Annotated in this window: 24 protein-coding genes; 10 read left to right on the top strand and 14 right to left on the bottom strand. The window is 71.4% G+C overall.

Annotated elements, in window-relative coordinates; genetic code table 11:
• A partial coding sequence (locus ACXN5W_RS11390; protein ID WP_473158173.1) for an NAD-dependent epimerase/dehydratase family protein occupies window positions 1–1,067 on the bottom strand: 1,067 nt, incomplete at its 3' end.
• Entirely contained in the window at window positions 1,061–2,383 is a 1,323-nt protein-coding gene (locus ACXN5W_RS11385; protein ID WP_473158180.1) for an aspartate aminotransferase family protein, read from the bottom strand. The genes ACXN5W_RS11390 and ACXN5W_RS11385, both read right to left, overlap by 7 nt.
• 376 nt (window positions 2,384–2,759) lie before the next feature.
• On the opposite strand from ACXN5W_RS11385, the gene ACXN5W_RS11380 reads away from it, so the two are divergent.
• Together ACXN5W_RS11380 and ACXN5W_RS11375 are read left to right on the top strand one after the other, a co-directional pair.
• Complete coding sequence (locus tag ACXN5W_RS11380) at window positions 2,760–3,554, top strand: AfsR/SARP family transcriptional regulator (protein WP_473158172.1); 795 nt, start codon at window positions 2,760–2,762, stop codon at window positions 3,552–3,554.
• Between the two features lie 54 nt (window positions 3,555–3,608).
• The gene (locus tag ACXN5W_RS11375) at window positions 3,609–4,679 is read left to right on the top strand and encodes an AfsR/SARP family transcriptional regulator (RefSeq protein WP_473158171.1); all 1,071 of its coding nucleotides are present in this window, start codon (window positions 3,609–3,611) and stop codon (window positions 4,677–4,679) included.
• 80 nt (window positions 4,680–4,759) lie between these two features.
• On the opposite strand, the gene ACXN5W_RS11370 is transcribed toward ACXN5W_RS11375, so the two are convergent.
• The 3 genes from ACXN5W_RS11370 to ACXN5W_RS11360 form a co-directional block, all read right to left on the bottom strand.
• Window positions 4,760–6,241, bottom strand: coding sequence for a purine-cytosine permease family protein (locus ACXN5W_RS11370; RefSeq protein ID WP_473158170.1), 1,482 nt, complete (start codon window positions 6,239–6,241; stop codon window positions 4,760–4,762).
• A gap of 23 nt (window positions 6,242–6,264) precedes the next feature.
• Window positions 6,265–7,080 carry a purine-nucleoside phosphorylase gene (locus tag ACXN5W_RS11365; RefSeq protein ID WP_473158169.1) on the bottom strand — a complete coding sequence of 272 codons (816 nt, stop codon included), beginning with the start codon at window positions 7,078–7,080 and terminating at the stop codon, window positions 6,265–6,267.
• A 268-nt stretch (window positions 7,081–7,348) separates the two neighbouring features.
• Window positions 7,349–7,609, bottom strand: coding sequence for a hypothetical protein (locus tag ACXN5W_RS11360; protein WP_473158168.1), 261 nt, complete (start codon window positions 7,607–7,609; stop codon window positions 7,349–7,351).
• A 149-nt stretch (window positions 7,610–7,758) separates the two neighbouring features.
• On the opposite strand from ACXN5W_RS11360, the gene ACXN5W_RS11355 reads away from it, so the two are divergent.
• Together ACXN5W_RS11355 and ACXN5W_RS11350 are read left to right on the top strand one after the other, a co-directional pair.
• Window positions 7,759–8,511: a phosphodiesterase gene (locus ACXN5W_RS11355; protein WP_473158167.1), complete on the top strand. Its 753-nt coding sequence runs from the start codon at window positions 7,759–7,761 to the stop codon at window positions 8,509–8,511.
• Window positions 8,512–8,632: 121 nt separating this feature from the next.
• Complete coding sequence (locus tag ACXN5W_RS11350) at window positions 8,633–9,496, top strand: pentapeptide repeat-containing protein (RefSeq protein ID WP_473158179.1); 864 nt, start codon at window positions 8,633–8,635, stop codon at window positions 9,494–9,496.
• Window positions 9,497–9,578: 82 nt separating this feature from the next.
• Here the strand turns inward: ACXN5W_RS11350 and ACXN5W_RS11345 are convergent, their stop codons facing one another.
• The 5 genes from ACXN5W_RS11345 to ACXN5W_RS11325 all read right to left on the bottom strand — a co-directional run bounded on the left by ACXN5W_RS11345 (window position 9,579) and on the right by ACXN5W_RS11325 (window position 13,888).
• The gene (locus tag ACXN5W_RS11345; RefSeq protein ID WP_473158166.1) at window positions 9,579–10,493 is read right to left on the bottom strand and encodes a phosphotransferase; all 915 of its coding nucleotides are present in this window, start codon (window positions 10,491–10,493) and stop codon (window positions 9,579–9,581) included.
• Window positions 10,494–10,573: 80 nt separating this feature from the next.
• Window positions 10,574–12,157: an MFS transporter gene (locus ACXN5W_RS11340; RefSeq protein WP_473158165.1), complete on the bottom strand. Its 1,584-nt coding sequence runs from the start codon at window positions 12,155–12,157 to the stop codon at window positions 10,574–10,576.
• Window positions 12,158–12,234: 77 nt separating this feature from the next.
• On the bottom strand, window positions 12,235–12,723 hold the full coding sequence (locus ACXN5W_RS11335; protein WP_473158164.1) for a MarR family winged helix-turn-helix transcriptional regulator: 489 nt from the start codon (window positions 12,721–12,723) through the stop codon (window positions 12,235–12,237).
• A gap of 137 nt (window positions 12,724–12,860) precedes the next feature.
• Window positions 12,861–13,532, bottom strand: a complete 672-nt coding sequence (locus ACXN5W_RS11330; protein WP_473158163.1) for a nucleotidyl transferase AbiEii/AbiGii toxin family protein — start codon at window positions 13,530–13,532, stop codon at window positions 12,861–12,863.
• Window positions 13,532–13,888 carry a hypothetical protein gene (locus ACXN5W_RS11325; RefSeq protein ID WP_473158162.1) on the bottom strand — a complete coding sequence of 119 codons (357 nt, stop codon included), beginning with the start codon at window positions 13,886–13,888 and terminating at the stop codon, window positions 13,532–13,534. The genes ACXN5W_RS11330 and ACXN5W_RS11325 overlap by 1 nt, the downstream gene beginning before the upstream one ends.
• Window positions 13,889–14,054: 166 nt before the next feature.
• On the opposite strand from ACXN5W_RS11325, the gene aroA reads away from it, so the two are divergent.
• Window positions 14,055–15,332, top strand: coding sequence for a 3-phosphoshikimate 1-carboxyvinyltransferase (gene aroA, locus ACXN5W_RS11320; RefSeq protein ID WP_473158161.1), 1,278 nt, complete (start codon window positions 14,055–14,057; stop codon window positions 15,330–15,332).
• Between the two features lie 31 nt (window positions 15,333–15,363).
• On the opposite strand, the gene ACXN5W_RS11315 is transcribed toward aroA, so the two are convergent.
• Window positions 15,364–15,957, bottom strand: coding sequence for a dihydrofolate reductase family protein (locus ACXN5W_RS11315; RefSeq protein ID WP_473158160.1), 594 nt, complete (start codon window positions 15,955–15,957; stop codon window positions 15,364–15,366).
• A 91-nt stretch (window positions 15,958–16,048) separates the two neighbouring features.
• Here ACXN5W_RS11315 and ACXN5W_RS11310 point away from each other — a divergent pair, with 91 nt between their 5' ends.
• A complete protein-coding gene (locus ACXN5W_RS11310; protein WP_473158159.1) occupies window positions 16,049–16,501 on the top strand; it encodes a winged helix-turn-helix transcriptional regulator in 453 nt (150 codons plus the stop codon).
• A gap of 18 nt (window positions 16,502–16,519) precedes the next feature.
• Here ACXN5W_RS11310 and ACXN5W_RS11305 read toward each other — a convergent pair whose 3' ends face one another.
• Window positions 16,520–17,224: a response regulator gene (locus ACXN5W_RS11305; protein WP_473158158.1), complete on the bottom strand. Its 705-nt coding sequence runs from the start codon at window positions 17,222–17,224 to the stop codon at window positions 16,520–16,522.
• A gap of 19 nt (window positions 17,225–17,243) precedes the next feature.
• Window positions 17,244–18,452, bottom strand: a complete 1,209-nt coding sequence (locus tag ACXN5W_RS11300; RefSeq protein WP_473158157.1) for a sensor histidine kinase — start codon at window positions 18,450–18,452, stop codon at window positions 17,244–17,246.
• A 270-nt stretch (window positions 18,453–18,722) separates the two neighbouring features.
• Between ACXN5W_RS11300 and ACXN5W_RS11295 the strand changes: the two genes are divergently transcribed.
• From ACXN5W_RS11295 to ACXN5W_RS11285, 3 genes are all read left to right on the top strand, one after another.
• Window positions 18,723–19,241 carry a peptidase inhibitor family I36 protein gene (locus tag ACXN5W_RS11295; protein WP_473158156.1) on the top strand — a complete coding sequence of 173 codons (519 nt, stop codon included), beginning with the start codon at window positions 18,723–18,725 and terminating at the stop codon, window positions 19,239–19,241.
• A gap of 288 nt (window positions 19,242–19,529) precedes the next feature.
• Complete coding sequence (locus ACXN5W_RS11290; RefSeq protein ID WP_473158155.1) at window positions 19,530–20,279, top strand: hypothetical protein; 750 nt, start codon at window positions 19,530–19,532, stop codon at window positions 20,277–20,279.
• Window positions 20,280–20,316: 37 nt separating this feature from the next.
• Window positions 20,317–20,859 carry an HNH endonuclease gene (locus ACXN5W_RS11285; protein WP_473158154.1) on the top strand — a complete coding sequence of 181 codons (543 nt, stop codon included), beginning with the start codon at window positions 20,317–20,319 and terminating at the stop codon, window positions 20,857–20,859.
• 73 nt (window positions 20,860–20,932) lie between these two features.
• On the opposite strand, the gene ACXN5W_RS11280 is transcribed toward ACXN5W_RS11285, so the two are convergent.
• Complete coding sequence (locus ACXN5W_RS11280; RefSeq protein ID WP_473158153.1) at window positions 20,933–21,934, bottom strand: helix-turn-helix domain-containing protein; 1,002 nt, start codon at window positions 21,932–21,934, stop codon at window positions 20,933–20,935.
• Between the two features lie 368 nt (window positions 21,935–22,302).
• Here ACXN5W_RS11280 and ACXN5W_RS11275 point away from each other — a divergent pair, with 368 nt between their 5' ends.
• Complete coding sequence (locus tag ACXN5W_RS11275; protein ID WP_473158152.1) at window positions 22,303–22,692, top strand: DUF2690 domain-containing protein; 390 nt, start codon at window positions 22,303–22,305, stop codon at window positions 22,690–22,692.
• The last annotated feature ends 377 nt before the right edge of the window (window positions 22,693–23,069 follow it).

Genomic DNA, 23,069 nt, shown 5'->3' with positions numbered 1-23,069 from the left:
GGGCCCCAGAAGTAAACCCGAGGGGGAAAAAAACGGCCTCTAAGGTGGGACACCCCTCCTGTTTTCGTGGTTTTGTTTTTTTCCCCCCGCTTCTTCTCTGCCCCCCCCGCTGTCCGGTTCGCCCGCCACCAGCGGTAGGTGGCGAGAATCGCGTCCTGATTGGACAGCCGGGGCTGGAAACCGAGACCGGCCCGCGCCTTGTCGATGCTGACGTACGAGTCGGCCATGAGCTTGTGCAGCAGCCGGCCGTACACCGGGGAGAGCCGGGTGCGTTCGAGCAGCCGCAGCACCGCGAGGGCGGGACGGGCGGGCAGGGAGACCACCCGCCTGCCGTGCCCGGCCGCGTCCAGCACGGCCTGGAAGTCGTCCCGGAGGGTGCCGAACCGCGCCGCACCGAGGTTGTACGTGTCGTTGGCGAGCGCGGGTGGCGCCGCCAGGACGGCGAGGACGGCGTCGAGCAGGTCCTCCATCGCGAACATCTGGATGCGCACGTCACCGCGCCCGAGGACCGGAAAGTTGCGGCCCTCCTCGGCCCATTCGAACAACATCGCGAACAGCCCCATCCGGCCCGGGCCGAGGAACGTCTTGGGGCGCAGGATGGGCACGCACAGCCCGTCGGCCCGCAGCTTCTCGGCGACCAGTTCGGCGTCGGCCTTCGCGGCGCTGTAGGTGTCGACCGGCTCGCGGGGGTACTCCTCGGTGGTCGGGACGACCGACGGCAACCCGTACACGGCCGTGGAGGAGATGTGGACCGCCCGGTCCACCCCCGCCTCGGCGGCGGCGGTCAGCACCGTACGGGTGCCCGTCACGATCACCGAACGGATCTGATCGGCAGAGTAGCTCGGCAGCGCGGCGGCGCAGTGCACGACCGCGCGGGCCCCGCGCATCGCCTGCCGCATGGCCGCGGCGTCCCGGATGTCGGCGACGATGTGCCGGACGCCCGGCGGCAGTTCGTCCGCCGGCCGCAGGTCGACCCCGACGACGGCGCCGCCCGCCGCGGCAAGCCGGCGGACCAGGTGCGAACCGAGCATCCCGGCAGCGCCGGTCACCACCACGTCGGTCACCACCGCGACGCCACCTTGTCCCGCACGAACGCGCCGAGCAGGCGCGGCAGGCCCCGGCTCAGCGTGCTGTCCAGGGAGGTGAGGAAGTAGTCCAGGTCGGCCGGACCGGCCACCAGCGGCGGCGCCACCATCAACGGGTTGGCGCCGTTGGGGCTGTAGTACGTCATGATGTTGTACTCGCGGTACAGGTGCGCGATGACGGAGAGCGTGATGAGCTTGGTCCGGAACTGAGGGTCACCGGAGAAGCCGGGCGCCAGCTTGCCCGCGAGGTCCAGGATCCGCGCCCCGCCGCCGAGGAAGACCCCGTGCAGCGCGCCGACCCCGCTGACCGAGCTGACCACGTCCGGGTAGGTCTTGGCGATCCGTTCCAGTCCCGGCGCCAGCTGCTGCTCGATCTCCCGGGCGCGGCGCGGGTAGTCGTCCTCCACCACCACGTTCACCGCCTCGATGGCGGTGGCCGTCTCCTCGCCGAACCCGTAGTACGTGGTGCTGTGCAGGATGACGTCGGTCAGCCGGTCGTACGCCCGCCGGAAGATCGGCTCCCGGGCCGTGTACCCGGAGATCGACGCCTTGCCGCCACCCAGCGACTTCGAGTAGGTCAGGATGTCGGGGACGAGCCCTTCGTCGCGCATGAAGTAGAAGAGGCTGCCGGTCTTGCCCCAACCGGTGTAGATCTCGTCGAAGATGAGGATGATCCCCTCCTCGTCGCAGAGCCGGCGCACGTCGCGCAGCGCGTCCGGTGACCAGTGCCGCAGCGTCGACGCGCTGTACGGCTCGACCAGCAGGGCGTACACGTCGCACCCGCCGTCAGCGCGCCGGTGTGCCGCCACGGCCTCGCGGACCGCGCGCGCGTCGCCGTACGGGTAGACCACGATGCCGGGCAGGCCGGGAAAGCGGAACGCGTTCTCGGTCGAGCCGGTGAGGCTGCCCGCGGCGAGTGTCTTGCCGTGGAAGCTGATGTCGGCGCGCATGATCTTCTGGCGGGTACCGCCGTGGTACTTGAACGCCATCTTGATGGCGCCCTCGTTCGCCTCCGCCCCCGAGTTCGGGAAGTACGACACGGACAGATCGCCGGGCAGCAGGGCGGCGATGTTGTGGCTCAGCACGCCGACGTAGGGCGAGAAGAACGCCTTGTGCACCTCCATGCGGCGTTCCTGCCCGAATCGGCGACGGGCGGACAGAATGCGGGGGTGGTTGTGGCCGTGGTTGAGCACGCCCACCCCGCCGGAAAAGTCGAGTACCCGACGGCCGTCGCGCATGTGGATCCAGGCGCCCTCGGCGCGCTCGACAAGTTCACGGCCGAAGCCGAACGAGGTCATCAGCGACACCTGACTGCGGCTGACATAGCGCCGGTACAGGTCCTGCACCTCTTTGGTGGTCAGCTGTTCGGCAGCGTCCAGCCCGATGAGTTCCGCCATGCGCGGCACCTTTCCCTCCGTTAGCGGCAACGCCTTCGGAAATAACCGTACCGACACGTCCTGAATTCAAAATGGAACCGTTCTGGACTGCGAAGGGTAACCTTGACCCGAGTGCGCCTGACATTTTCCGGTGCCGCCCAGAACGTATCCAGCGATCCTTTAGAACGCCTTTACCGGAACTCGGTCGCTTATCTCCGGGCACCTGTTAGAACAGAGATCAGCGCCGATGGACGTACGCGGCGGATCGGTGGGTGACCACCGGACGGGGAGGCTGACGATGCCAGGACTGTCGATCGATCTACTCGGCCCGATAGAGGTACGCCAGGGTGGCCGGGTCATCCATGCCGGACCTGCCAGGCAGCGGGAACTGCTGGCCGCGTTGGCACTGCGGTGCGGTACGGCGGTGGCGACCGAACAGCTGGCCGCGGACCTCTGGGGATCGGAGGAGTCCCCGAACACGGTGACCAACATCATCCACACGTACGTGTCGCGGCTGCGGCGGCTGCTCGAACCGGCGCGCGGCGGCCGCAGCGCCACCCTGTTGCGGTCCACCCCGGCCGGCTACCTGCTCGACCTCGACCCCGACCGGGTCGACGTCCGGTGCTTCGAACGGCTGGTGGCCCAGGGCGCCCAGGCCCGGGTCCGCGACGACCGCCACCGGGCGCGGTCCCTGCTGACCAGCGCGCTCGCGCTCTGGCGCGGACAGCCCTGGCAGGGCACGGGCGGGCCGCTGGCCCAGATGGAGCGGCGGCGACTGAACGAGGTACGGATGGAGACGACCGAGACCCTGCTGGCGGTGCGGCTGGCGGTGGGCGACCGCGACAACGTGGTGGCCGAGGTCCGCCGGATGCTGGCCGAGCAGCCGTTACGCGAGCGGCTGTGGGCGCTGCTGCTCACCGCGTTGGCGCAGAGCGCGCGGCGTGGTGAGGCGCTGATGGCCTACCGGGAGGCCCGCCGCACGCTCGTCGAGCAGGTGGGCATCGAGCCGGGCGCCGAACTCGACGGGGTGTACCGCCGGCTGCTCGACGTCGACACCGACGTGCCGGCCCGCGCCCGAGCCGTCCGGACGTAGCCACCCGGAACCCCGCCCCGGGCGGCAGCAGACGAATGTCTCGAATGAGGATCGATGCGACAGCGACCGGTCGGCGGCGGGTCCGTCGGCGGCGGCTCGACGAAGCGGTGCCGGGCCGCAGCGCCGGATAACGACCGCGACCGTTCCGCACCAGGTCCGACATCTGTCAGCGTGGGCCCCCGCACGGCTGGCCAGCCGGTAATCTTTCGGAAGGAATACTCGCCGGACGGACTGCGGGCCCGCTTCCGTAATCGCACCACGAGTCGGGGAAGGTTTGCAGTGAATTTTGGTGTTCTCGGACCGCTGACTGTGCAGCATGAATTCACCATCCGAACGCCGACCGCCCGGAAGCAGCGCCAGCTTCTGGCATTGTTGCTGCTGAATGGAAATCACATCGTCTCAGTGGATGAATGCATCGAAGAGCTGTGGCCGGACAGCCGCCCGAATACCGCCGTGGCCACCCTGCAGACCTATGTGATGCAAGTGCGGAAGGCGCTCAGCGTCGGTGTCCGGCCGGACCGGCCGCCGGCCGTTAACCCGCTGGTCACAGCGGACCGCGGCTACCTGCTCACCATCCGTCCGGGCGACCTCGACCTGCACGTTGCCGAGGATCGGGTGGAGCAGGCACGCCGGGCCATCGACCACGGCGACGACCGGCTGGTGGCCGAAATGTTCCGTCGCGCGCTGGCCCTGTGGCGCGGTCGGCCGCTGGTCGACGTGCAGCTCGGCGCCATGCTGCGCAGCCGCGTCTCGGGGCTGGAGGAGTTCCGGCTCAGCGTCCTGGAGCAGCGCATCGAGGCGGACCTGCGGCTGGGCCGCCACCACGAGCTGCTCGGCGAACTCTCCATGCTGGTCGAGCAGCATCCCCTGCACGAGAACGTGCACGCCCAGCTGATGCTGGCGCTGCACCGCTCCGGCCGCCCGGCCGACGCCCTTGAGGTGTTCCAGCGGCTTCGACGGGTGCTCAAGGATCGGCTCGGCATGGAGCCGCTGCCCCGGATGCACCAGCTCCAGACCGCGATCCTACGGTCCGACCCGGCCCTCGACGCGCCCGCCAGCGCCCGGTCGCGGCTCTCGCTCGACATCCTGGACCTGCGCGCGACGGCCCGGTTGGCCGCGAGCTGACCGCCGCGCGAACTGCGGCAGCGGCTGAGCTGCCGCGATCGGGCCGGTCAACGGGCCCGCGCTGGACGCCAGCGCGGTGCTCAGCCCGCCCGTTCCTGCTGCTGGACGCGCCGGCGGCCACCCAGCAGGTAGCCCACGAAGCCGATGGCCAGCGACGCGGCCACCCCGAGGTTGGCGTAGGCCCAGGCGCCGGTCCGGCCGCCGAGTCCCAGCGGGGACAGCAGGTATCCCTGCCAGCCGAGCCAGCCGGCGAAGCTGTTGGTGACCAGCCCCCAGCCGACCGCCGTGGCCACGATGACCAGCCCGACCGCCAGCGGGTTCAGCCGGCCGTAGCGGCCCTCGGGTCGGTAGAGGTCCGCGTCGGCGTACGGGGCACGCCGCACCGCGAGGTCGGCGAGGAAGATCCCGCACCAGGCGGCGATCGGCACACCGAGGGTGATGAGGAAGCCCTGGAACGGGCCGATGAAGTTGTCGGCGATCCAGACGAGGTAGATGGTGCCGAGGATCATCAGCACGCCGTCGATGCCGGCCGCCGTCCAGCGCGGTACCCGCACCCCGAGGGTGAGCAGGGTGAGGCCGGACGAGTAGATGTCCAGCACCGCGCCACCGATCAGACCGAGGATGGCGACGATCGCGAACGGCACCAGGTACCACGTCGGGAGCAGCGTGGTGAGCGCCCCGATGGGGTCGGCGCCGATCCCACTGCTGAGGTCCTTGTCGCTGGCGGCGAGCAGCAGCCCGAAGACCACCAGGACCACCGGGGCGACGCTCGCGCCGAACGTGGTCCACCCCACGACACCCCGGCTGGACACGGCACGGGGCAGGTAGCGGGAGTAGTCGGCGCCGGAGTTGACCCAGCCGAGGCCGAAGCTGGTCATCGCGAAGATGAGCGTACCGATGAACGCCTCGGCCGACCCGCTGGGCACGGACGTCACCGCCGTCCACGAGACGTGGTCGGCGGTGAGCGCGAGGTAGCCGACGGTCAGCACACCGGTGGCGATCGTGATGATGCCCTGCAGTCGCATGATGGCGTCGAAGCCGAGGATCCCGGCGAGTACGACGATCGCGGCCACCACGAGGAACGCCACCACCTTCGTGGTGTTGCCGCTGGCCCAGCCGAGCCGGTCGAAGACGGTCGCCGTGGCCAGCGTGGCCAGGGCGCACAGCACCGTCTCCCAGCCGACGAGGATGATGTAGCTGAGCACCGCCGGCAGCGCGTTGCCCCGGACGCCGAACGCGGCCCGGCTGAGCACCATCGTCGGCGCCGAGCCGCGCTTGCCGGCCAGCGACACGAACCCGACGAGCAGGAACGAGACGACGGTGCCGATGACCCCGGCGACGGTGGCCTGCCAGAAGGAGACCCCGAAGCCGAGGAAGAACGAGCCGTAGCTGATGCCCAGGACCGCGATGTTGGCGGCGCACCACGGCCAGAAGACGTCGCGGGGCCGGCCCTTGCGGTCCCGCTCGGCGATCACGTTGATGCCGTTGACCTCCACCGGCAGCCCGGCCGGGCCGCCGGATGCCACCGGCTGGCTGCCGGTGGTGTGCGTCGCTGCGTTCATGTGTTCTCCCTGCGTGGGTGGAATCAGTCGCGGAACGCCTGCCCCAGTACGGTGCGGATGACGGTGCCGAGTCGCGCGGCGGAGGACTCCGCCACCGCCACCACCTCGGCGGGGTCGGTGGGTTCGCCGTCGCCGCCGCCGACCGCGGTGACGACCGACAGGCCGAGCAGTTCGAGGCCGGCCTCCCGGGCGGCGATCGCCTCGACGACGGTGGACATGCCGACGACGTCGGCGCCGAGCCGGCGCAGCATCAACGCCTCCGCCGGCGTCTCGTAGTGCGGGCCCGGCAGGAACGCGTAGACGCCTTCGTGGAGCGTCGGGTCGGCTTCGACCGCGAGCCGCCGCAGTCGTTCGCTCCAGCACCCGGTCAGGTCGACGAAGCGGGGTCCGCGCAGCGGTGAGGTACCGGAGAGGTTGAGATGGTCGCGGATGAGGACCCCGGTGCCGAGTTCCCAGTCCGGACGCAGGGCACCGTTGGCGTTGCTGAGCACCGCGACGCGGCAGCCGCTGGCCGCCGCCGTCCTGATGGCGTGGGCGACGGCGTCGACGCCGAGCCCCTCGTAGAGATGGGTGCGCCCGAGGAAGCAGAGCACCCGGGCGCCGTCGAGCAGACAGGATCGGACGAGTCCGCGGTGCCCCGGCGCGGTCGGGGCGTGAAACCCGGGCAGGTCCACGAAGGACAGTTCGGCCCGCGGTGTCCCGAAGGCGTCGGCCGCGCCACCCCAGCCGCTACCGAGCACGACCACCGCGTCGTGGCGCTGGCAGCCGGTGGCCTCGGCCAGGGCCGCCGCGGCGTCGGCCGCGAGCTGGTACGGGTCCGCTCCCGCCAGACTGTGCAACGTAAGCCTCTCCGTCCCGGCTGCCGGTTGTCACCGGACATCATCCATGACGGAGCGCATCCGTGAGGTATCCGATCGACGACCTGTCTGGCGGGTCGCCGAGGCGGCGGTCGTCACAACGCCTGACCCGATCCGGTGTCGCGGCGGCGTCCACCCCGGACAGAGTGGACGCCGCCGGAGCGGTTCCGGGACGCCGCCGACCCGACCGCAGTCCGGGCCGGCGGCCGGTGCTTCCACGCCGGTGATCGGCGTGGACCGCGATCGGACCTCAGCGGTTGTCGGAATCGGCCAGCGGCGAGGCGACCCGGGCCTCCGGGTCCTCCACGCCCGGCTGGCCACCCGACGGCGCCACCATTCCGTCGTAGTTGTAGACGGCCAGGGCGCGTCCGTCGTGCTCCCGCTCCTTCGTGGTCGGGATGTACCGATGGATCATGCCGTCGAGTTCGAACTCCAGCAGGCCGCTGCCACCGGCGGACGCCGTGCTGCCGTCGCGGGGGCCACCAACCAGAAACACATCATCAGCGCTCATGACCGGGCCGTCTACCCCAGGGCCCGCACCCCGAAACGACAGCCTGCCGGCCACCGGAAACGACCGGCGGGACGCGGCGAGCGGGCCGCGTACCGGGAAGGGACGTCCGGGTACGGAATGGGACGCCGTTGCCGGGGTAGAGCCGGGGGATGAACAGCACCGCGTCGACCCGGCCGACCGGCGCCCGCACCCGACCGGCGGTCGCGACCGCCGCCGTCCTGCTGGGGGCCGGCTTCCTCGTGGCCGCCCGGCTGCGGCGCGGCAGGCCCATCCACACCGACGGTACGGTGCACAGCGCGCTCCTGACCCGGCACGGCCTCGACGCGCCCGACCTGCCGCCGTGGCTCACCGAACCGGGCCACGACCGGGGGGTGGCCCGGCTGTCGCGGGGCGCGAGCCTGCCCCGGCCGCTGCCGGACGTGCTCGGGCTCGCCGTGCGCTTCCCCGGCCCCGACGGCCGCCCCTGCGACCTGCTGCTGTCCACCACCGGCCTGGCCCCGGTGGCCCGGCACGTGCTGATGCCGCGCCGCGACCCGACCCGGGCCGCGTACACCTCGGTCACCCCGTACCGGTCGCAGCGGGCTTCGGTGCTGCTCGCCGCGATCCCGCAGCCTCCGGCCGTCCGGTCCGGGTCGCCTCCCGGGAACGCCGGACCGGTCCCCCGGTTCGTCCTGGCCGTCGCCACTGCTCGATCGGCGTGGCGACCCTTCGGGACCCTGGAGCTGAGCCCGCCGCCCGCCGACGCCGCCGACGGTCCCGTCACGTTCGACCCGGTACTGCACCCACTGCCGGGGCTGCGGCTGCCGGAACCGGTGGCCCGGATCCGCGCCGTGGCGTACCGGGCCGCCCGGCGGGGTCGCCGGGCCCGGCCCACGGACCTGGCCACCCTCGACCCCGACTGAGAACCCCGACAACCAGCCGGTACGTCCCGACCGGGTGCCTCCCGGCCGCACCGGTCGGGTGGGTCCGGCCACCCCGGTGCCATGATGGTCAGCGCCCATCCGTACCGACCGGGAGTCCGTCCTGACTGAGCCCACCGCGCCGACCAATCCGCTACGCGCCGACTGCGCGCGCTGCTTCGGGTTGTGCTGCGTGGCGCCCGCCTTCGCCGCCTCCGCCGACTTCGCCATCGACAAGCCCGCCGGTCGGGCCTGCCCGAACCTGGGCGACGACTTCCGCTGCGGCATCCACGCCCGGTTGCGGCAGCGCGGCTTTCCCGGCTGCACGGTGTTCGACTGTTTCGGCGCCGGGCAGCGGGTCTCCCAGGTCACCTTCGGCGGCCGGGACTGGCGGAGCGACCCGGAGACCGCGGCCCGGATGTTCGACGTCTTCGCGGTGCAGCGCCCACTGCACGAGCTGCTCGCGTACCTGACCGAGGCGCGGGGGCTGCCGGCCGTCGGGTCGCTGCCCGCCGACCTCGACGCGACGCTGGCCGAGCTGCACCGGCTGGTGGACGACACCCCCGAGGCGCTCCTCGCCGCCGACGTGCCGGCCTGGCGGGAACGCGTCAACGTCCTGTTGACCCGGGCCAGCGAGCTGGCCCGGGCCGGCGTCGGTGGCCGGCGGATCGAACGACGCGGCGCCGACCTGATCGGCGCGGCCCTGCGTGGCGCCGACCTGCGGGGGGCGAACCTGCGCGGGGCGTACCTGATCGGGGCCGACCTGCGCGGCGCGGACCTGCGGCGGGCCGACCTGATCGGCGCCGACACCCGGGGCGCCCGGCTCGACGGCGCGGACCTGCGGGACACGCTCTTCCTCGTGCAGCCCCAGCTCGACGCCGCCACCGGCGACGCCGCCACCCGGCTGCCGCCGGGGTTCACCCGTCCCGCGCACTGGACGGCCGCCGGCACGCCGAACCGGTCCGCCGCCCGCCGCCGGCCCCGCTGACCCCCATCGCCGGTCCCCGCCGGGTCGGCGGAGCGTGTTGGCGGGGACCGCCGGACCGGGTGAGCGGTCGGGGGTAGCCCGGTCACCAGGACAACGCGGGTTCGGCGACCTCCAGCCAGCGGTCCACCTCGGCGGGCCCGTGGTGGCGGATCGACCAGTCGACCAACCGCAGGCTGTGGTGCGCCCAGTACGCCCGTAACCGCTCCGACGGGACCGACCCGCGCAGCAGCTCGGACAGCTCGGCGCCGAGCGCGGGTGCCCGGCGGGCCAGGTCGAACCGCAGGGTCACCAGGTCGAGCCGGCCGTCACCCCGACCCGCGCCATCCCAGTCGAGCACCCCACTGATCCGGCCCGCGTCGACCAGCACGTTGCCCGGATGGAAATCCAGGTGTACCAGGTCCGGACCGTCCGCCGTGTCCCGTTCGAAGCCCACCTCCCGCACCCAGTCCAGCAGCCGCGCGGTCCGCCGGTCGTACCCGGTGAGGGACTCGTGCTGGCAGAACCCGGGACCGCTCGACGTGAGGTACAGCGGGATCGCCGGCAGCTCGGGCCGGTCGGCCAGCAGACCATGCAGCCGCGCGTTCACCGCCAGCAGCTGGTCCAGCAGCGACCGGTCGAGGTCTGCCGGGGGCGCGCCGGGCAGCAGTTGTTGCACCACCGCGACCGACCCGCCGTGCAGCGGCGCCGTCAGCTCGTACCGGGGCGCCGGCACGCCGGCGGCCCGGGCCAGATCGACCAGCGGTGCCACCTCGGCGCGGTCCCGGCCCAGCACCGAGCGCCGGCCGTCGGGCCATTGGACGTACGCGGCGCCCACCTCGCCACCCGGGCAGGACCCGAGGTAATCCAGCCGTACGCCGGTGCGCTCGGTCAGGGCGGCGAGCAGCCGCGCGGCCCCGAGTGGAGGCGTCCGGCCGGCCGTGGTTGCGTGCTGGTCCGGTTCGCCGCCGGTTGATCCGGTGCGGCGTGGGATCTGGTCATCGGCGGATCCGACGCTCACGCTCGTGCGCACCTCGCTGGCCTCCCACCGCTCGTCGTCACCTCGACGCTAGCCGATCCGCGGATCCCGGTCCGGTCCTGTCAGCCGGCGGTGCTCTCACCCGCCGAGCGTTGACCCGTTGACCGACCGGACAGGTCCGCTGCGGCCTGGCTGGCCGGGGACGCCGAGTGGTACGCGCGTGTCGTCGGCACCGACGAGTTCGGGCGCCCGGCAGCCGGCACGGTGGCGCCGGGCCGAGTCGCCGTGGCCCCAATCAGGCGCTCGGGTTGGCGCAGGATCAGGGTCGCGAGCAGGAGCGCCACCACCAGCAGTCCGGCGCCGGTGCCGAAGGCGAGGCGGTATCCGCCGGTCAGCGCGGTCGCCGGGTCGGCGCCGGCCGCCCGGAGCGTCCCGGTCCGGGAACTGGCCAGGGTGGACAGCACCGCCACCCCGACCGCCATGCCAATCTGCTGGGTGGTGTTGAACAGTCCGGAAACCAGGCCGGCGTCCCGCTGACCCGCGCCCGACATGCCGAGGGTGGTCAGCGCCGGCATGGCCAGCCCGAAACCCGCGGCGAGCAGCATCACCGGCAGCAGATCGACCGGGTAGTCGGCCCGCGCCGGCACCCGGGCCAGCAGGGCGAGCATCACCACCAGCAGGCCGAGCCCGGCCAGCAGCACCCGCCGCTCCCCGTACCGGACGTTGAGCCGGGCGGCGGCGCCGAGCGACACGGCGCCGATCACCAGCGCGGCGGGCAGCAGGGCCAGGCCGGTCCGGGCGGCGCCGTAGCCGCCGACCCGTTGCAGGTAGAGCGTGACGAGAACCTGGAAGGAGAACGCCGCGGCGACCATCAGCAGCTGGACCGCGTTGGCGCCGGCAACGGCCCGGTTCCGGAACAACCGCAACGGTACGAGGGGACGGCGGGCGGTGGCCTGCCGGGCCACGAACGCGCCGAGCAGCAGCACCGCGATCGCACCCCGACCGAGTGTGCCGGCCGAGGTCCAGCCGGTCCGGTCGACCCGGATCAGGGTGTAGATCCCGACGGTCAGGCCGGCGGTGACCAGCGCCGCCCCCGCCAGGTCCGCCCCGGCCCGCAGGCCGATCCCCCGGTCGTTCGGCAGCAGCGGTACGCCGAGCAGCAGCGCGGCCAGCCCGATCGGCAGGTTGATGGCGAAGATCCAGTGCCAGCTCAGGGCGTCGGTGAGTACCCCGCCGAGCACCTGGCCGATGGATGCGCCGGCCGCGCCGGTGAAGCTGAACACGGCGATCGCGGTGCCGCGTTCCCGGGGGGTGGTGAACAGGGTGACCAGGATGCCGAGGCTCACGGCGGCGGCCAGGGCGCTGCCGATTCCCTGGAGGAACCGGGCGGCGATCAGCGTCGACGGCGAACCGGCGCCGGCGGCCAGCAGGGACGCGGCGGTGAACACGGCGGTGCCGGCCAGAAAGATCCGTTTGCGGCCGACCAGGTCACCGAGCCGGCCGGCGAGCAGCAGCAGGCTGCCGAAGGCGATGAGGTAGGCGTTGACCACCCAGGTCAGCCCGGCCGGTGAGAATCCGAGGTCATCCTGGATGGCCGGCATGGCGACCGTGACGATGCTGCCGTCGAGGACGGTCATCAGCATCGCGGTGGCGACGACCGCGAGGGCGAGCCAGCGGGAGCGGGGTGGGGTTGGTACGGCAGACATGGCCGTCCCTCCTGTCGAACGGGTCCAACAGGAGGGACGTTAGCAGATAGTTCCGATGCAGACGATCTGCTACGGAGCTAGTCTTGTCGTTGACGCGCTCGCCGGGCCCCGCCCGCACCCGCCGGCGCGGCGGCCAGGTGACCGGTCACCAGGCGGTTCATCGCCCGCAGGAGGACCGCACTCTCGTCGGCGGGCAGTGCCGCCAGGGCCTCCCGGTGGACGCGGTCGACGATCTCCTGGCTCCGGGCGGCGACCTCGGCCCCCCGGTCGGTGATCGCCACGATCCGGGCCCGGCGGTCCCGGCTCGACGGGCGGCGCTCGGCCAGCCCCGCCCGCTCCAGGGCGTCCACCGTGACCACCATGGTGGTCTTGTCCATGTCCCCCAGCTCGGCGAGCTGGATCTGGGTCCGCTCCTCCCCCAGCGCGTGCACCAGCACACAGTGCATCCGGGCGGTGAGCCCGACCTCGGCCAGGGCCGCGGCCATCCGGGCCCGTAGCACGTGCCCGGCATGGTCGAGCAGGAACGACAGGTCCGGTTCGGTGCGCGCGGGGGCCATTGCCGTCATGCCCCCAGCCTACCGTTTCGATCCGCGGCAGATTATCCAACAACGGACAATCCACCCCGCGAGCGCGGTGATCCGGGTGGGCCCGGCCGCCCTCCGCCGGCGCCGCGTCCACGACGACCAGCCTGGCCGGAGCCCGCCTACCGACCCGGCCAGGCCGAGAACCGGCGCCGCAGGGCGGCCACCCCGGCGTCGTCCAGGCCGTACGCGGTGAACTCCCGGTCCGGTATCCGGTCCAACCGGCCCCGCACGGCGGCCACCTCGTCGTCCTCGATGCCCGGATCCATGCTCCGGGCCAGCGCGATCAGCTCGTCCGGTCCCGCCGTGGCGAGGAAGGCGGCCACGTCGATGTAGTCGCGCGGCTCGGCCCGCGCCACCAGCGCCGCCACCTTCCAGGCCCGCAGGTCGTCAAGGTGCATCACCGGCCCGATGTCCAGCACCACCGGCCCGTGCCGACGGTGCAGATGACCCAGGCTCAGCCGGATCCCCTCCGGGGCACCGTCACGGTGGGCGACCAGCTCGACGATCTGCTCGTCCAGGTCGGCCACCAGCTCGGACAGCCACCCCTCCGTCGGCTCGACCTCCACCCGTACCCCGTCCGCCGCCAACGCGGCCCCGATCCGGGCCGCGGCGGCCGACACCCCGCCGCCGGGCGTGGAGTCCCGAAACAGGTCGATGTCCTCGGTCGGTCGGGCGAGTATCCCGTGCGCCGCCAGGGCCAGGCCGCCGCCCAGGACGAACCCGTCGTCCCGGGCCACGGCCAGGGCGATCCGGGCCACCCGCTCCTGGAACGGGTCGATGCCCTCCGGCATCAGCCGACGGCGCCCGGCACGGTGAGTTCGGCGTGGTGATCCTGCCAGGCGCGGCGCACCCCGGACGGCAGGTACAGGTCCGACCAGATCCGCCGCAGCAGGGTGCCGTCGAGCAGGGACCGCAGTTCGTCGAACCGCACGGCCTCCCGCAGGACGATCTCGTAGACGCGGCACCGCTCGTACGGGTCGTCGAGATCGAACCGGCGCAGCGGCGCCGGTTGCCACACCATCCGGTGCGGCAGCTCGACCGTGCCCCGCACCGGGCCGCGCAGCTCGTCCAGGGCGGGGATGACCAGCGTCAGCCGGCCCGGCCGGCTCTGCCACCGGCGCGTCAGCTCCACCGACCCTCGCTCCACGGCCCCAGGGTATCCCGCCAGGCGGTCCGGTCAACCGGATCCGGCGCCCCCACGCTCCCGGGCGCGCTGCACGGCGCGGCGGCTGAGCCGGCCGGGCCCGGTCCGGCATGTGGACGGGCGGGTTCCCGTCTGGCCGACGACGGGGACGATCCGGCAGAGTGACGCGGTGCCGTCGACCGCGCAGGACCTGCCCGAAGTGCTCGCCGTGCCGCCGGTTGCGGCCCCGCCGCAGGTGACGCTCCGGCCACCCGGGTCGAAGAGCATCACCAACCGTGCCCTGCTGTGCGCCGCGCTCGCCGCCGGGCGCAGCCGCCTGACGGGGGCGCTGTTCGCCGACGACACCCGGGCGATGATGGGCGCCGTGACGGCGCTCGGCGCGGTCGTCGCGGCCGACGAGGCGGCCGGGGTCGTCACCGTGACCGGCGCTGATCCGCGTCGGTCGAGCGCACCGGCCGCCGTCGACGCCCGGCAGTCCGGCACCACCTCGCGGTTCGTGCTGCCCGCCGCGGCGCTGCGGCCGGGCCGCACGGTCGTCGACGGCGCCGACCAGCTGCGGGCCCGCCCGATGGGTCCGCTGGTCGAGGCGCTACGCCAGCTCGGCGCGCAGGTCGAGGACGGTCCCCGGCCCGGGTACCTGCCGGTCTCGGTCACCGGCCCGCTACGCGGGGGCCGGGTCCGGCTGCCCGGGCACCTGTCCAGCCAGTTCCTGTCCGGCGTACTCATGGCGGGGCCCCTGATGGGCGACGGCCTGGACCCGGAACTGACCTCGCCGCTGGTGTCGGTGCCCTACGTGGCGATGACGGCCGCGGTGATGGCGGCGTTCGGGGTGACCGTCGACGGGCTGCGGGTCGCACCCGGCGGCTACCGGGCCACCGACTACGCCGTCGAGCCCGACGCCAGCGCCGCGTCCTACCTGCTGGCGGCCGCCGCCGTGACCGGCGGCCGGATCACCGTCGACGGGTTGGGCAGCGGCAGCATCCAGGGCGATGTGGCGTTCGCCGACCTGCTGGGCCGGATGGGCGCCCGGGTCGAGTGGGCCGCCGACCGGGTGACCGTCACCGGTACCGGGGTGCTGCGGGGCATCGACGTCGACATGGCGGACGTCTCCGACACGGCGCAGACGCTGGCCGCGGTGGCCGTGTTCGCCGACTCACCCACCCGGGTACGCGGGATCGGCTTCATCCGGGGCAAGGAGACCAACCGGATCGCCGCGATCGTGACCGAGTTGCGCCGGGCGGGCATCGACGCCGCCGAACACGATGACGGTTTCACCATCCGGCCGGGGACGCCCGTACCCACCCGGTTCGCCACCTACGACGACCACCGGATGGCCATGAGCCTGTCGCTGCTCGGCCTGCGTACCGCCGGGATCGAGATCAGCAACCCGGGCTGTGTCGCCAAGACCTACCCCGGCTTCTTCACCGACCTGGCCCGGCTGCGCTGACGCGGTGCACCCACCCCGGCCGGGGTCCCTGTCATCGGAGGACCTCGTAGTGCAGGTGGGTGACGCCGGGCGCCTGGACGGCCTCGACGAGCCGCAGCCGCACGTGCCCGGGAAGTTCCTGGAAGAACGGTCGACCACCGCCGAGCAGGATCGGGACCTGGTGCAGGATCACCTCGTCGACGAGTCCCGCCGCCAGGGCCGCGGTCGCGACGCCGCCACCCATCAGCCCGACGTCCTTGTCGCCGGCCAGTTCGCGGGCCGCGGCGACCGCGTCCTCGATGCCGGTGCTGACGAAGGTCTGCCGCTCGTTGTCGGCCGGTGCCGGGCGGTGGCTGAGCACCACCAGCGGGGCCGTCGGGAGCGGGGTGCCGCCGGTCGACCAGCCGGAGTTGTCGTAGGTGTTGCGGCCGGCCAGGCTCGCACCGACCCGACCGACCAGGGCGTCCAGGATCTGCACGCTGGCCTTGCTGGGTCGGAATCCGTCGAGCGTCTCGCTGGGCGTGTCGCCGCTGAAATACCAGTCGAACAGCGTCGGCGCGTCACCGAGGCCGCGACCGGCCCCGGGATCGCGGCCGGTGACGTATCCGTCGACCGAGACCGTCATCGCGATGAACACCTTGCCCATGTCGTTCGTCCTTCCTGAGTTCCTTGAGGAGACTCAGGAACGGTAGCAGTCATAGTTCCTTGAGGGAACCCCGAGCGCTAGGCTGGGTTCCATGCAGCGCACGAACTTCGGCGAGATGGCCTGCTCGATCGCCCGCACCCTCGAGGTCATCGGCGAACCCTGGTCGCCGCTGATCCTGCGGGACGTGTACGTCGGCCTGAGCCGCTTCGAGCAGATCCAGGCCGACCTCGGCATCTCCCGCAAGGTCCTCACCGAACGGCTGAACCACCTCGTCGAACACGGGGTGATCGAGCGCCGGCCCTACGACCGCCGACCCCGCTTCGAGTACGTCCTGACCGAGAAGGGCACCGAACTGGTCGACCTGCTGATGGTGATGGTCGGCTGGGGTGACAAGTGGCTGGCCGGTGCGGCCGGCCCGCCGGTGCTGTACCGCCACCACGCCTGCGGCCAGGTCAGCCACGTCGAGCTGTGCTGCGCCAACTGCGGACAACCGATGCACGCCGCCGACGTCGACCTGCTCCCCGGGCCGGGCGCCGCGACCTGAGACAGCACTCGGCGGTCCTCAGGGAACGTGGGTCTGCTGAGCGCGCGATCGGGTACGTCCACCACCGCCGGGCACGACCAGCCCGGTCTCGTACGCGATCACGACCGCCTGTGCCCGGCTGGCCAGGTGCAGCTTGGTCATCACCCGGTTGAGGTGGGTCTTGACCGTCGCCTCGCTGACCACCAGTTGACCGGCGATGTCGCCGTTGGTCAGGCCCCGGCCCACGAGTTCGAGCACCTCGACCTCCCGGGTGGTCAGCGCCTTGAGATCTGGCGGCGGATCCGAGGCACGGTCCTGCCCGTGCGCGTACGCCTCGATCAGGCGCCGCAGAACGGTGGGCGCCAGCAGCATGTCGCCGGCGGCGACCGCGTGGATGGCGGCGATCAACTGTTCAGGCGGAGTGTCTTTGAGGAGGAAGCCGCTGGCGCCGGCACGCAACGCGGCGTAGGCGTACTCGTCGAGGTCGAAGGTGGTGAGCACGAGCACCTTCGGCCGGTGCGCCCCACCCGCGGTGATGATGCGTTGCGTCGCGGTCACCCCGTCGACGTTCGGCATGCGGATGTCCATCAGGACCACGTCGGGTTTGTCGGCCGCCGCCTGCCGGACCGCCGCCGCCCCGTCATCGGCCTGACCCGTGACCTCCAGTCCTGGTGCGGCGTGGATCAACGCGGCCAGTCCCGCGCGGATGAGCACCTGGTCGTCGACCACCAGTACGCTGGTCATCCACCGCTCCCCACGTTGTTCACGGCCGGTCGGGTCCCGGGTGCTCCTCGGTCCGCCGGTAAGGCAGCGGCAGGGTGAGGACAACTTCGAACCCGCCCTCGGGGTGAGGACCGGCCGTCAGGGTTCCGCCATAAAGTCTCGCCCGCTCCGCCATTCCTACCAGTCCCTGTCCACCCGTACGGACCTTCGCCACCTGGCCCGGGTCTCGGCCACGGTCCCGGACCCGGGCGACGAACCAGTCGGCCCGGTAGTCCAGGGCGACGGTGGCGTCGGTCGGCGCCGCGTGTTTGAGGACGTTGGTCAGGCACTCCTGAATGATCCGGTACGCACACAGGTCCAGCCCGGGGGCGAGCGGCCGACGGGTCCCCGTCACCACCAGATCGATCACCACGCCCGACGCGCGTACCCGCTCCAGCAGCTCGTTGAGTTGCGCCAGCCCCGGTGCCGGTCCGTACGGGCCAACCTCGTCCCGGTCGGAGTCCATCCGCAGCACAGCCAGGAGGCGGCGCATCTCCTCAAGCGCCTCGGAGCTGCTGTCCAGCGCGGAATCCAGGGCCGCGTGAGCGGTGCGCGGATCGGATTCGAGAACGTACCGGGCCAGCCCCGCCTGCACCGAGACGACGGACATGTGATGGGCCACCACATCGTGCAGCTCCCGGGCGATGCGTATTCTTTCCTCCATCACCGCACGACGCGCCCGCTCCTCCTGTTCGCGCCGTAGCTGGGCGGTGAGGACGGCCAGCTGCCGGCCCCGCTGCGCCAACCGCCGAAAGCCGTTGCCGAAATAGCAGATCGCCGCCGGCCACACGATGCTCTGGGCGAGAACGGTCCCGAGGGAATCGTCCCTGCCGGACACGCCACCGTAGATCCACACTCCCGCGACCGTGACCGCGGCGGCGACCGTCTGCCGGGACGTGCGGTGGGTTGCCACGGTGTAGAGAGCCAGCAATCCGCCGGCGCTGTTGACGACCGGCCAGTATCCCGCCCACACGTATCCGACCCAGATCGCGCAGTACAACCCCAGCACGGTCATCGGGGCCCGCCGACGCGCCACGAGCGTCAGGTTGGCAGTCACGGTCAGGGCGTAGGCGGCGCCGTCGAAGCCGCGCCACTGTCCGAGCGGATCCTGCCCGCCCAGCGTCAGGCTCACCGCGAGCCCCGCCACCGCGAGCACCGCGTCCAGCAACAACGGATACCGGCCACTGAACTGTCGGAGACGCGTCAGCATCCGCGCACGGTAGTCCACTTGCGGGCGAGCAACGTCAACCCCTGGTTGGAGACGTGCCTACCGCCGCCGTTGTACCCACCAGCCACCGCGCCCTACAGGTTTAGATGTATTTCAATCGCTGGCTGGACGGAGGTCGATTCCCGATTCTCTAGGTTCAGACATGGCATCGGCTCCCGGACGTGCACAGGGATCTCCTGGCACGCCACCTTTGCCAGCCCGGTCACAACGGGGGACGCGGTCCTTCGGTGAACCTGAGTGAGGAGAATATCCATGAAGGCAAGAATTGCCATGCTTCTGCCTGGCATCGTGCTGGTGGCGAGCGTCGCGTTGAGCGGTGCCGCCGCTGCTCAAGCAGCCCCGAACCCCGCGGACCGGTCGGTGAGCACGACGGTAGGGGCCGGATCCGCGCCCGACGGATCGAAGGCGACCGTCGCGGCGGCAGGTACTGGCGACTGCCCGTCCGGGTACGCCTGCTTCTGGCCGAACGCCGGATACCGCGGCAACATGGGCAAGGTGTCGGGCAACAATCCCGACTTCCGGAATCTGTCCAACAGCTCTGGTAGCTGCGCGAAGGGTGGCTGGCAGGACTGCATCAGCTCCCTGTACAACCACGGAACCAAGTGCACGGTCTACTTCTTCAAGGACATCAACTACAGCCACGCTCACGGCTATCACAGCCTCGGCATCGGTGTTGCGATCAGCGATCTGTCCTCGTCGACGAGCGGGTACAAGGATCCTACGTTCAACGACTCCATCAGCTCCAACAGCTGGTGCACCGCGACCCCGTAGAACATGAAGACACCCCAAGTGCGGATCCTGCGATACGTCGCACTGGGCGCCCTTGTGGCGGGGGGGGGGGGGGGGTGGGGGGGGGGACAGCAAACAGACCCCACGCTCTCCCGCAGCCTCCCCCCCCCCCCCCCCCCCCCCCCCCCCCCCCCCCCCCCCCCCCCCCCGCCGCCCGCGTCCTCCGGCGTACTCAGCTCCGACGCCATTGACCTGGTCACCCACTCCGGCACCTGGCCGAAGACCCAGCAGACTTTCGACACCGCGCTCAACCGGTTGGCCTCCGGCTGCATGCGCCGGCGCGGCTTCGAGTACCCCGCCGTCACGGCCAGCCTGTTGTCCGCACCCGAGGACGACGCGACAACGATCGACCTGCCCAAGCGCCGTCAGAACGGCTACGGCATCACCACGAAGCCGCCCGGCTCCGCTTCGGCACAGCCCGCCGATTCATCCCACGAAGCCCTGTCCCCGCAGGATCAGCAACGCTACGATCTGGCGTTCTTCGGCCCCCCTGACAAGACGGTGAACGTCGAGATACCGGGCACCGGTACCGTGACGACCGGCCAGGAGGGATGTGTGGCGGAAAGCCGGCGGGCACTGGCCGGCGACGTCACCACCTGGGCCCGCATCACCTATCTGCCCGAGGCGCTCGACGACCAGCTGACGGCCCAGGTGGTGACGTCGCCGAACTACCTGGGGGCCATGGCCCGCTGGCGATCGTGCATGCAGGCGCAGGGATTCCGGTACGAGACGCCGGCCATGGCACGGGACGCACTGGAAACCCGCTACCGGCAGACCGGCCCCACTCCCGCGCTGCGGCACGAGGAGATCGCCGTCGCCGTGGCCGATGGTCAGTGCGCCATCGACGCCAAGGTGCCCTCGACCGCACTCGCGGTACGGCGGACTCTCGTACGATCCCTGCCCCTCAGCGATCAGCACACACTGGTCGAACTCGCGGCCAACCGGGCGGAAGCAGTCCGCCGCGCGGCAGCGGTGGTAGGCCACCCACGGATCACCCCCTGGCCGCAGCAAGGTCCTTGACAGCAACCCGATCAGCGCGGCCCGCTACCGTGACCGCATGCTGAGCGCCGTTCGAGGGCTGTCCCAGCACTTCACCGTGGACGCACTGCGGGACCATCTGCTCGCCCGTTCCGTCCGCCGGCCGGACGGCTGCCTCATCATCCGCGGCTACGGAACACAACGCGGGGTGTACCAGAAGGTCGCCGGACGCGCCTGGGCGCACATCGCCGCCTATGCCGCGTTCCATGGGAACTACGACGCCGACCTGGACGTCCAGCATCTGTGCGGCGTCAGGGACTGCATTGAGCCGACCCATCTGCGGCAGGTCGACCGCGCGGACACCTGCCGCTCCCGGCGGCAGGCGGAGACCTGCCGCAACGGCCATCCTCGGGAGTGGGAGGAACGGAGCGGACGGGTTCGCCGCAACTGCCGGGTGTGCAACCGCGAGGCGCAGCGGCGCTGGCGGGAACGGGAGGCTGAGCGTGTCCGCCAGGCCCGCGCCGCCCTGGCGGTCGATGTCGCCTTCGTCCCGGATCACCGGCCGGGCGAACCGGCGAACGAGGACCGACAAGCGCCACACCAGTCGCAAGACCGCGATTGACCGGCCCAACCCCGGGGCCGCCGGGTCCGGTTCCAGGACCCGCCATAACTGGCTTGGAACTTTTCCCACAAGATCATATGTCGAGCGCCGGATCCGGACGGAAGGTCCGGACCACCGTCGGGTCGGTTCCGGGCAACTGGCGGCGGTACTCGCCGGGAGGCAGGCCGTACGCCGCCTTGAAGGTCCGGCTGAAGACGCCGGGATCGGGAAATCCCCAGCGGGCGCCTACCGCCCGAACCGGCACGCTGGTCTCGACAAGCTCCATCCGGCACCGCTCGAGCCGCCGCTCACGGATGAACGCACCGACCGTCTGCCCATGTTCGTGGAAGAGGTGGTGCAGGTACCGCACGGAGATGTGGTGGACCGAGGCGATCATCGGCGGCGACAGCCGGACATCCGCGAGGTGGTGCTCGATGAACATGCGGATCCGGAACCTGAGGGCATCCCGAACGTGCTGGGCCGGCAGGAGATTCTCCGCCCCGGCGAGATCGGCCAGGAACGCCGCGGTGAGGCTGAGTACCGCCGAGCCCAGATGCCCCCTCACCTGGGTACCCCACCTTTGCTTCGGCGCGGCCACCTCGCGAAGCAGCTTCCGGAGCGCCCCGCCCAGACTTGATCCGGACGGCAGGCGCCGCGCGGCCAGCGTCCGTAGGGCCTGATCGGGTACCGGCAGCATGCCCCTGGGCAGGTGGACCATGACCGATCCGGACGGCTGATCCCCGCTCAGAACCTGGAAGTCGTAGGGGTGGGAGGTGTCGAACACCATCAGGTCACCGGCGGACAGCAGCGCCTGGTTGCGGTGCTGGACGAGTCCCGACCGGCCATGGGTGATGAGGGTCACCAGCCACAGCTCGGGGTCGTGGCGGCGGATCGTGGCCGCCGTCCGCACCGATCGCACCGCAGGAGCCGACTGGAGCGACGCGGGCAGCGATCCCAGGTCAAGCGAGAGCGCGGATCCGCAGAAGTCGGCCGTTAAGGGGCTGGTCAGGATCGTGGGTATCAGCGCGTTGGCGGCGCTTGACCACCACTCGAATCCACTGGTGGTCGGCTCGTCTCGGCTGTCCGGCTCGGTCATGTCGAAACGGCTTCCTCCTCCAGCCGGCTGTTGCGCGGGCAGTCAACAAGCCAGCACCGAATGCTAATGACCCATCATCGATGAGCGTTGAAAACTGATGTCGATGGCAACGAGCGTAAGCGAAGGGAGAGTCAAGCATTCAGGCGGCTCGTCGGAGTCGCGTGGTTCCTGCTGCCGCCGGATCAGCCGCAGCACTGCCAGCACGGCACGCTGTTTCGGCGCCCAGCCCAACATTGACACCCCCCTTTCTTATCTCAATCCCGCACTGGGCGGCGGATTGTGTCAGAGAGGCGTCAGTCGAAGTTCAGCTCGCCGGGCGCGGCAACCGCACACGGCGAACATCAGCTCTACGAAGGGAGCCGAACGTCATGAACAAACTCCGGATACGTACCGGCGCGGCGCTCGCGGTCTGCGCGGTGACGACCAGCCTCGGGTTGATCGTGGCCAGTCCGGCGCAGGCGGCCAGTTGCTCGTCGGATCCGTTCCAGAACGCCCAGCTGATCTACGCCAAGAGCTACGGCAATTACACGATCCAACTGCGGTACAGTCCGACCTGCCGGACCGCCTGGGCGCGCGAAGTGAGCGGTCGTGTCGGCGACCACCTGTGGGTGTACAACCGGGACACCGGCGCGGTCAAAGAGGCCTGGATCAATTCCGGAACCGACAACCACACCGACGCGGTCAGCGACGCGGGCAGCGAGTCACACGCCTGCATGCAGGGCACCAACCTGCCCAAGACCTGCACTGACTACTACTGATCGACAAGCGGATCGTGGGTGCTCCGCGAGTCAACTGCCCTGAGGGCTTCTACTACTCCCCACACAACTCGTATTGAGGGACCGGGGCTACTTCGGTGGCCCGAGCGACGGAATCGCCGGATCGGGGACTGGGGCCGCATTCCGCAGATTCGTCAACAATATCGCGGAGGATTGCCAGGGCGTAGAGCCGGTGAGGCTGTAGCAGCTTGGACCGCCAGGAACAGTGCCACCTGGCGGTCCTGCTTCGCGTAGGTGGGGACCTGCAGGAACTCGTCGGTACGGGCCCGAACAGGTGTTCGATCCGGCCAGGCACTGCGGCTTCCTGTTCGACCAGCGTGGTGTCGTGTCGCGCGCCACGACGAACTCCACGAGCGTCC

The organism is Plantactinospora sp. A48 (assembly GCF_055793945.1).
Note: the sequence above shows the minus strand (reverse complement) of the source record. Positions and strands in the feature narration are given on the sequence as shown.